The organism is Mesorhizobium sp. M1169, from assembly GCF_040318345.1.
Classification (GTDB): domain Bacteria; phylum Pseudomonadota; class Alphaproteobacteria; order Rhizobiales; family Rhizobiaceae; genus Mesorhizobium.
The window spans coordinates 1-8,299 of record NZ_JAMYME010000086.1 but is presented as its reverse complement, the minus strand read 5'-3'; the positions used below and the strand labels follow the sequence as shown (position 1 = coordinate 8,299).

Annotated in this window: 9 protein-coding genes and 2 pseudogenes; 6 read left to right on the top strand and 5 right to left on the bottom strand. The window is 59.2% G+C overall.

Features of this window, described 5'->3' with window-relative positions; all coding sequences use genetic code 11:
• The 3 genes and pseudogenes from NKH41_RS33540 to NKH41_RS33530 all read left to right on the top strand — a co-directional run.
• A pseudogene (locus tag NKH41_RS33540) lies at positions 1-146 on the top strand (cobalamin-binding protein); the annotation flags it as partial.
• 224 nt (positions 147-370) lie between these two features.
• Positions 371-1,144 carry a DJ-1/PfpI family protein gene (locus NKH41_RS33535; protein WP_352935907.1) on the top strand — a complete coding sequence of 258 codons (774 nt, stop codon included), beginning with the start codon at positions 371-373 and terminating at the stop codon, positions 1,142-1,144.
• Positions 1,044-1,283 (top strand): helix-turn-helix domain-containing protein, encoded by a 240-nt coding sequence (locus NKH41_RS33530; RefSeq protein ID WP_352935905.1) that lies wholly within the window; start codon positions 1,044-1,046, stop codon positions 1,281-1,283. Before NKH41_RS33535 ends, NKH41_RS33530 begins: the two co-directional genes overlap by 101 nt.
• A 684-nt stretch (positions 1,284-1,967) precedes the next feature.
• Here NKH41_RS33530 and NKH41_RS33525 read toward each other — a convergent pair.
• Both NKH41_RS33525 and NKH41_RS33520 read right to left on the bottom strand, forming a co-directional pair.
• Positions 1,968-2,963, bottom strand: a complete 996-nt coding sequence (locus NKH41_RS33525; RefSeq protein ID WP_352935903.1) for an isopenicillin N synthase family dioxygenase — start codon at positions 2,961-2,963, stop codon at positions 1,968-1,970.
• A gap of 240 nt (positions 2,964-3,203) precedes the next feature.
• The gene (locus NKH41_RS33520; protein WP_352935900.1) at positions 3,204-3,911 is read right to left on the bottom strand and encodes a class I SAM-dependent DNA methyltransferase; all 708 of its coding nucleotides are present in this window, start codon (positions 3,909-3,911) and stop codon (positions 3,204-3,206) included.
• A 1,214-nt stretch (positions 3,912-5,125) separates the two neighbouring features.
• Between NKH41_RS33520 and NKH41_RS33515 the strand changes: the two genes are divergently transcribed.
• Both NKH41_RS33515 and NKH41_RS33510 read left to right on the top strand, forming a co-directional pair.
• Complete coding sequence (locus tag NKH41_RS33515) at positions 5,126-5,530, top strand: hypothetical protein (protein WP_352935898.1); 405 nt, start codon at positions 5,126-5,128, stop codon at positions 5,528-5,530.
• Positions 5,527-5,835: a transposase gene (locus NKH41_RS33510; RefSeq protein WP_352935895.1), complete on the top strand. Its 309-nt coding sequence runs from the start codon at positions 5,527-5,529 to the stop codon at positions 5,833-5,835. The genes NKH41_RS33515 and NKH41_RS33510 overlap by 4 nt, the downstream gene beginning before the upstream one ends.
• A gap of 110 nt (positions 5,836-5,945) precedes the next feature.
• Here NKH41_RS33510 and NKH41_RS34345 read toward each other — a convergent pair whose 3' ends face one another.
• From NKH41_RS34345 to NKH41_RS34335, 3 genes and pseudogenes are all read right to left on the bottom strand, one after another.
• Positions 5,946-6,347: a transposase gene (locus tag NKH41_RS34345; RefSeq protein ID WP_502906093.1), complete on the bottom strand. Its 402-nt coding sequence runs from the start codon at positions 6,345-6,347 to the stop codon at positions 5,946-5,948.
• Positions 6,295-6,642: a transposase gene (locus NKH41_RS34340; RefSeq protein WP_502906091.1), complete on the bottom strand. Its 348-nt coding sequence runs from the start codon at positions 6,640-6,642 to the stop codon at positions 6,295-6,297. The genes NKH41_RS34345 and NKH41_RS34340 overlap by 53 nt, the downstream gene beginning before the upstream one ends.
• 109 nt (positions 6,643-6,751) lie before the next feature.
• Positions 6,752-6,838 (bottom strand): annotated as a pseudogene (locus NKH41_RS34335) (hypothetical protein); the annotation flags it as partial.
• A gap of 379 nt (positions 6,839-7,217) precedes the next feature.
• Between NKH41_RS34335 and NKH41_RS33500 the strand changes: the two are divergent.
• The coding region (locus NKH41_RS33500) for an IS256 family transposase (protein ID WP_352935892.1) at positions 7,218-8,299 on the top strand (1,082 nt) is incomplete at its 3' end.

The following is an 8,299-nucleotide window of genomic DNA, read 5'->3' as shown; positions in this document are numbered from 1 at the left end:
ACGACTATGTCGTACTGGTCGGCGGCGCACCGCTCAACGAGGAATTCGGCAAAGCCGTCGGCGCCGACGCCTATTGCCGCGACGCGGCCGTGGCAGTCGAGACCGCCAAGGACTTCATGAAGCGCAAGCACAACACTCGCAGTTGATGGGCGCAGCGGCCATCCCTGCAAGACGCTCCCGCGAATAGCCTGTGCACGCAAGCCAGCAGTGGCGGTCCGCACGATGTTGAGCACCATCAACGAGGATGTGACCTTATGAATGCGCCATTTTCAACGGCGGACCGCTCGCGGATCGTGGGGTGGAATCCCGGGCGGCAGGCGGTCGACGCGTGTGACGACGTGTATCGACTGGTCATCCTGGCGCTTCCCGGATTTTCGCAACTCAGCCTTTCTTCGTTTGTGGATCCCCTTCGCATTGCCAATTCCGTCTCCGGTCCTTCTTCGAATGGACGATTGCGAGCCAGGATGGCGATCCAGTTGAATGCGCCGGTTTCGGCTTGTCGGTCAGCAGCGATTTTGCCAGCGCGGGACAAAGCGTGCAGGCTGGCAAGAGCCCAAACATGGTCATTGTCTGTGCTGGGGCGCGGGTCGAGAAACACACGTCGCCTTCCCTCATCAATGTTCTTCGCCTTTGCAGGCGGCGCGGGGTTCCAATAGCAGCGTTAGGCACCGCAACCTGGCTGCTGGCGGAAAGCGGACTGCTCACCGATACAGCATGCACAATCCATTGGGACAAGCGGGCCGCCTTCTCTGAAACGTTTGGCCACCTCCAGGTGACCGACCGACTGTTCGTTCGTGATACTCACCTCGTGACTTGCGCAGGAGAATTCGCGTCCTTCGACCTAGTTATCGAGCTGATCAGCGAACGCCTTGGCAGAGACACCGCGTTAGCTGTCTGCCGGCATACGACTGCCGGACATTGGCGCCCTGCTTCGGATAGACAATGGACCATCAATGCTGGTGAAACCGGCATCTGCAAGCCGCTGGCAGAAGTCATTCGCATCATGGAGGAACATATTGAGGACCCCCTGCCGGCTCCGCGACATTGCAAAATGCATCGGCCGCTCACAGCGTCAGATCGAACGGCTTTTCGAGCGGTCGATTTCGTCGTCTCCTATGCGCTTCTACCTGCATTTGAGACTTAGCCGGGCCAAGTGTCTCATTGAACAGACAGAGTTGCCCGTTGTCGAGATCGCCATAGCATGCGGTTTCGCATCGGCATCACATTTCTCGAAGTGCTTCCGGCAAGCTTTCGGCATTAATCCGAGCGCTTGTCGAACCTGATCTTGAGCGCTGACAGTGAATGCACCGAGGCCGCACACCTCAGATGAATTGACCCTATACCGGACGAATTTTTTCCGCCTTTGGCGGCATGGCGATCCGAGCCTAAATGCCGCCCCGACCAATCCCGACACCGACACGCATCTTCGGCAGCAGGAAACATCACGATGTCTTCGTTTGGATCGTGAATCACAAGATTGATCCTACGCGGACAACAATCGAGTGGAACCGACTGATGTGGCATTCGCTGAGGTGGAGCAGTTAGGACTCGCTCCTCCCTGGAATGCGCGGTGACCGTGGCCAGGTGGTAGGCGAGGTGGTCAGCGGAGAGTCAGCCACGAAACGGTGAGGCCATTGGGCGAGAAGTCCGGATAAAGGACTAGCAGTCTGGCCGAACCGCAACACAGTTCGACGGAGCGGCAATGATCGCGGGGCAGATGCTCGGACACCGATCTTTGACGGTCGCTTGCGCTGGAAGCTCTAACCGGCGTGGTCGATGGCCGCCGTCGCCGCTGTGTCTGACAGTATTGTCTCACCCATGGCGTTTTCTGAAAGTCCGCCCGCGGGCGGTTTCGAAAGCCGCCTGTTTGCGAACTGGCTCGCTACGCTAAGGGTTTCGAATCATTGCAGCTCATTCGCAATGAAGCGCGGCAGGCAGTGTCACGTGAGTAAGATCTGTCCGTGTCATCACGCTTTGGCCAAGTGAGCGTAACTTGCTGCGAAACGTTCGAATTTGTAGTCGCCGCATGTCACGGGCTTGTAGCGAAGCGGGTTGCTGTTTGTGATGCATGAGGTCAATGGCTCTATGATCGCGTTGAAATCAGCATCGATAAAGAAGGGAATTGAGTATCGCTCCTCCCCCGAGGTGTTCACCACGCGGTGCAAGTTCGCCAAGTAGACATCATTGGTGAGCCGCTGAATTAGGTCACCAATGTTTATTATGAAAGTGCCGTGGATCGGCGTGCCCTCCACCCAATCGCCATCTCGGTTCATGACCTGAAGACCACCCACGTCGTCCTGCGCGAGAATGGTCAGATTGCCGTAATCCGTGTGGGCGCCAATCCCGATGATGTCTTCGGTGACATAACCACTCTGCGGCGGGTAATGAATTAGGCGCTGGATACTGATCGGGTCCCGCATGAGGTTCTCGAAATAGCTTTCCGGTAGGTTCAGACTGAGCGCGATGCCCTTCAAGAGTTTTGTGGCGAGGTCCACCATCTTTTGATGGTAACTGTATGTCAGTTCCCGAAACTCGGGCAGGCTTGACGGCCACTGGTTGGGGCCAAAAAACGGACCTTCAAGTGTCGAACGTTCAGGGCCTATGTCAAAGCACTCCTTGAGGTCTTTCGTCTTACCCGGATCTGTGTTCTCCCCGAACGGCTCGATATATCCGCGCAGCGCCACATCGGATTTGCTAATATGCAATGACATCTTCTGCGACCAGGGCAGATCAAAGAATCGGCGGCCCTCGTCGAACATTGAATCAACAAAGTCCTGCGGAATCCCGTGGTTCTTGACATACATGAACCCTGTGTTCGACAGCGCCCAACGTATCTCCTTGGCCACCCACTGCTTGTTCGTGCCATCGAGAAGCGGCGCTATATCAACCACAGGGATTTTGTCAAAGCTTTCGCGTTTCGCGCGCAGCTTGTCGTCCATTCTGGCTACGAGATCTTTGGGCATGAGTACACCTTCTTTTGACGTTAGAGTCGGCGCAAGGATTTGGGCATTTTCTTATTTAACTGGCAGCATGACGAATCGGCGGGAAGCCTGGATAGGTAGTGCGATGCGTTCTTTCGGGGTGCCATGCTCAACAATGTAAAGAACCCGAACTCCTCGCAGGGCATGCGTAGTCGCACCGATTCTTCTTGTCGCCTTGCATCGGCTCCCAGTTTGTCGTCAGCGATATTTGCGGTATCGTGGTCATGGCCGCTCCTCCGTTGGTAAGCTTACCTTCTCGGGCACCTGGAAGACCCAATAGTGCCCGCCCTCCTCGGCGGCGTATCTGCCGTTCCTTAAACACTGTGCCTGTATAAGGACGCCCTCATCCTGCAGACGCCGCACACGGTCTTCAAAGGATGTGGCCTCCGCATAGCTTTTGCGGATGCTTGCGATGATGAATCCGTTCGGGCGCGTGACGCGAGCCAGGCCGCGCAGTCCACCTGGTCCGACATGTCCGGGCGCGAAGACACCGCAGCAGACCGTGATATCATAACTTACACTGAAGTATTCGGAGGGCAGCCCCGTAAGGTCGACATCGCCTCGGACATGGCGGTAGGCGCGGGTTTGCCGTGCCTTTTCGGCCATCTCCTCGGAGAGATCGAACCCGTCGATCAATCGGAACCCGAGGCTTGCCAGTTCCGCGCCGACGAGGCCTGTTCCGCAGCCAGCGTCCAGGATTGCGATGGCTGCTCGATGCCTGGCCAAATAGGCGGTCTGCACGGCGGCCGCCAGTTCCGCCACGATCATCGGCCCCCAGTACCCATTACGGGCCACATCCAAATCGTAGGAACTGGCCCATTCGCGATAGAATTGGGCCAAGCGACCGGCGTCGCCGTTGAGGGCGTGGGAATCCTTGATGCGCTTGCGTGCGGCTTGCTCCAGTGCCGTCTGCTGATCGGGAGTGTTCATGACAGTTCCTCTACGTTACGGGTAGATGATCATCGGAAGCGCGCCCCGTCCGGCACCTGCTGCCGCCTCGCAAACGACGGTATCAAAACTCGTGCCAACTGGCCGGAACGAGGCGAAGAACACAATTTGGTGACTGTCTTCAGCTATTTGGGCTGAGGCAAAAAGAAACTGGCTAAATAAGCCCCCTGCTAGATGCTCAAACTAGTCCGACAGACGATGTCATAGCTAAATGACGAAGCCGAGGCGTGAAGAAGCGCTCGCGCACCAGCCGACCTTGCGGCAGCAAAGCGCGCCATGGCTCGATCCGAGCGCATGGTTATTGACGGCAGGAGTCCAGCGTCTCCTACGGCGTTGAACCCTGCCTGGCGGATCGATCACGACGGACGCATCAACCGATCCGAGGAACGGTTAGCGGAATGTAGTGCAGTCGCTCGCTGGCGTGGATCGTGAAATAGTCAACGCACTTGTTCGGCCTAGTACTACAGCGGATTTGACCGTCGCCTTTAGTGCGCGATGGCGGCGCTAGTCGATCAGCGCATGGCGGTTGTGGCTATCGGGCGACGCCAACGTATCTCAAGTGACGCATCGGACATTCTGTCAGCTTTGTCGGGCCTGCGACACAGGGCTGAAGAAGTCTGTCGTATTGCCTTGAGGATGGCTTCGTCGCCGTTGTGATAGGCGAATGTGATCTCGATCGAGCGGTCGATCAATTCGGCGGAGCCATCGCCGGTGAATCATTCATCTCGTCGAAGCCGGCCTATGTGAAGAAGAGCTTCGAGGCGCTGTAACTGAGATCGAATCCGGCTTGCAGGGCGCCAAAGGCGATCTCGCCATGGTTGTCGGGTCCGATGGTGATGATCGCAGATGGGGTGGTTGCCGCCCACTTCAGACGGCATCGACGTGCCAAAATGATGGATCAAAGCCCACAAGCAGAAAGGACGGCAACCGTGAGCGAAAGATACAATGATCCGGGTGGACTTGGTAAAGAATGTTTTCGTGCTTCATGGGGCGTCGATGACAGGGCAAGAAAAATCCCGCAAAAAGCTGACGCGGTCGCAGTTCCTGAAATTCATGGTAGGTCAGCCTCCGGCCGTGGTTGTGATGGAGGCCTGTAGCAGCGCCCATTATTGTGTCGCAGGAGATGATCAAGCTCGGCCATGAAGTGAACCTGATTGCCCCGCAATACGTATGACCCTTTGGAAAACGCCAGAAGAATGAACGCCGCCGATGCCGAGGCGATTGTGATCGCTGCACAGCGTCCAGAGATGCGATTCGTCGAGCCACGGACGGAAGAGCAGCAAGCCAGAGCGGTGTTGTTGTTTCGGTCGCGCGAACGTCTTGTCCATCACCGCACGGAACTGGTGAATGCACTGCGCGCCGCGCTTTACGAATACGGCCACGCCGTCCCGCAAGGGATCGGTCAACTCAACGGTATCGAAGCAATTGTCGAAGCACCGGACAGCGACCTTCCAGAGCTGGTGCGTGAGGAATGTCTGAACCTGCTGGAACCAATTTCCGAGAAGACGAGCCGGATCAATGCCAGGACGAAGAAGGCGAAGAACTGGCTGCGACGGACAAGGCGCGCCGTCTGCAGACGATGCCTGGGGTCGGCCCATTGACGGCACTGGCGGTCGAGACCTCTGCCCCAGAGATGTCAGACTTCAAACGCGGTCGGGAGTCTGCGGCGTGGTTGGGGCTTGGGCCATTGCAACGTTCATCGGGCGGCAAGCAGCGTCTCGGGTGCGTCTCCAAGGCCGGGCAGATCGACATCCGGCGTTTGCTGATCATCGGTGCGATGTCGCGGCTGAACTGGATGGGGCGTAAATCGATCCCGAAAGGGTCGTGGCTGGCGCGCATGCTGGAGAGGAAGCCGCGGATGCTAGCCCGTCTTATTCATGACGCCTCTGGGTTTGTTTGGCGCTAAGCGGCGGACAGGTGGCGGCGGGGCGTCTTTTTCACCGCGGCTGTGTCTGGACTTGTGAACGCGCTGGAGTTTGAAGTTGTCTGGTTCGACGGGGGCTGCTGCCTCGGCGGTCATGGTCCAGCGGGCTGCAGATTGCTGGCGAGCGCCAGCAACAGGCTGGCCTCGGGACAGGCGGCGAAGGCCAGGCGGACGCGCGAGACGGTTTCGATGACGCGGGCGCCGAGCTTGAGAAGCCTGATCCGCAACGTGGCGAACTCGGCTTTGCCGAGATGATGGGATGCGGGCACCGCCTGGCGCAGGGTGAGCATCAGCCAGTATGCGGCGGTGTGCAGGACGAGGCGGACTTGGTTGGCAATCGGCGAACGGCAGCTGGTGCGGTCGGAGGCAAGTTGGCTCTTGTGCATCTTGATCAGGTTCTCGGCCTGGCCGCGGGCGCAGTAGATCACGTCGTAGAGGTGCTCAGCCGAGCCACTGTCGAGATTGGTGACGACGAAGCGGATGTCGAGGCCCATCGCGGTTGCTGTCGATGCGGGCGCAGACGCGACGCTCAAGCTTCCAGGACTTCGCCTTGTAGTGGATCTCGGCATAGCCGCGCAGCACAGACTTGCACTCGAGCGCGCGGCGGGTGCGGACGTCGTCGGCGCTCTCGTCGACGAGCCGCTGGAGAACCGTGTTGCCGGGCAGTCCGAAGATGTAGTCGATGCCGTTGTCCTCGCACCATGCCATGACTTGCGCCCGGCCGTAACGGCCATCGCCACGCACCAGGATACGGGTGGTCGGCCAACGGGCGGCGGATGCGCCGCACAAGACGGCGCAGATGGCCGCGGATCTCCTTGCCCGTCGGCGTCTTGCCGGGACGCAGAATCATGGCGACCGGGCGGCCGGTGGCGGCGTCATAGAGATGGATCGGCAGGAAGCAGCGCTCGTCGTAGTGGGCGTTGAAGAGCGACAGCTGCTGATGGCCCTGAACGACATCGAGCGTATCGTCGATGTCGAGCGTCACGCTCTCGGGCGGCGCGGCATAGCTCGACAGCCACAGGTCGACCTAGCACATCGCCGAGCCGGATGACGGTCTTGAGGTCGGGCAGGTTCTCCAGGCGCGAGCATGTCGGCTGCGAGCACAGGTCGAGCCCGCTGTCGGGCAACCGTCCGCAGGCGAGCTTGAAGGCCGGGTCGGTGCGCAGCCGGTCGAGATCGTGGCATCCTCGTAGCCGCAGGCGATCGCAAAGATGCGGGCGCGCAGGATGTCGGCCATGGCGTGCCTCACCCGCTGCGGGTGACGCGGACGTGGATCGCAGCCGCAAGCCGGTCGGCCAATCGCAAAGGGACTGTCAGGAATTCTGTGCGCGAGGCCATGATGATGGAAAGGAGAGAATCATCACATGGCTATTGAGAAGGAACTTCTGGACCAACTGCTTGCGGGTCGCGATCCGAATGAGGTTTTCGCCAGAGACGGGCTGCTCGACGATCTGAAGAAGGCGCTTTCGGAGCGGATTCTGAACGCCGAACTGGACGAGCACCTCGATGAGGAGCAGGCCGACGGCAACGCCAATCGCCGCAATGGCCATTCGCGGAAATCGGTGCTGACGGGCACATCGAAGATGACTCTGACGAGCCCGCGCGACCGTGCCGGAACCTTCGATCCGAAGCTGATCGCCAAATATCAGCGCCGCTTCCCAGACTTCGACGAGAAGATCATCTCCATGTATGCGCGCGGCATGACGGTGCGCGAGATCCGCGGCCACCTGGAGGAGCTCTACGGCATAGACGTGTCACCGGACCTGATCTCGGCCGTCACCGACGCTGTCCTGGAGGAAGTGGCAGAGTGGCAGAATCGCCCGCTGGATGTGGTCTATCCGCTCGTCTTCTTCGATGCCATCCGGGTCAAGATCAGGGACGAGGGCTTCGTCAGGAACAAGGCCGTCTACATCGCGCTCGGCATCCTGCCGGATGGCACGAAGGAGATCCTCGGCATCTGGATCGAGCAGACCGAGGGCGCCAAGTTCTGGCTGCGCGTCATGAACGAGTTGAAGAGTCGTGGCGTCGCCGACGTCTTGATCGCCGTCGTCGATGGCCTAAAGGGTTTTCCCGAGGCGATCAACGCCGTCTTCCCCCAAACCGTGGTTCAAACCTGCATCGTGCACCTGATCCGCCATTCCCTGGAGTTCGTGTCATGGAAGGACCGCAAGCCCGTCGTGCCGGCGCTGCGTGCGATCTACCGGGCCAAGGACGCCGAAGCCGGCATGAAGGCCCTGGAGGAATTCGAGGCCGGCTACTGGGGCCAGCGATATCCCGCGATCACTCAGAGCTGGCGGCGCAACTGGCAGCACGTCGTGCCGTTCTTCGCCTTCCCAGAAAGCGTGCGCCGGATCATCTACACGACGGATGACATCGACAACCCTGATTTCGACTTTTTCGATTCCTGTTGCGTTTCTTTGTTCGGCTCAGGTGAGCCTGTTTCTTC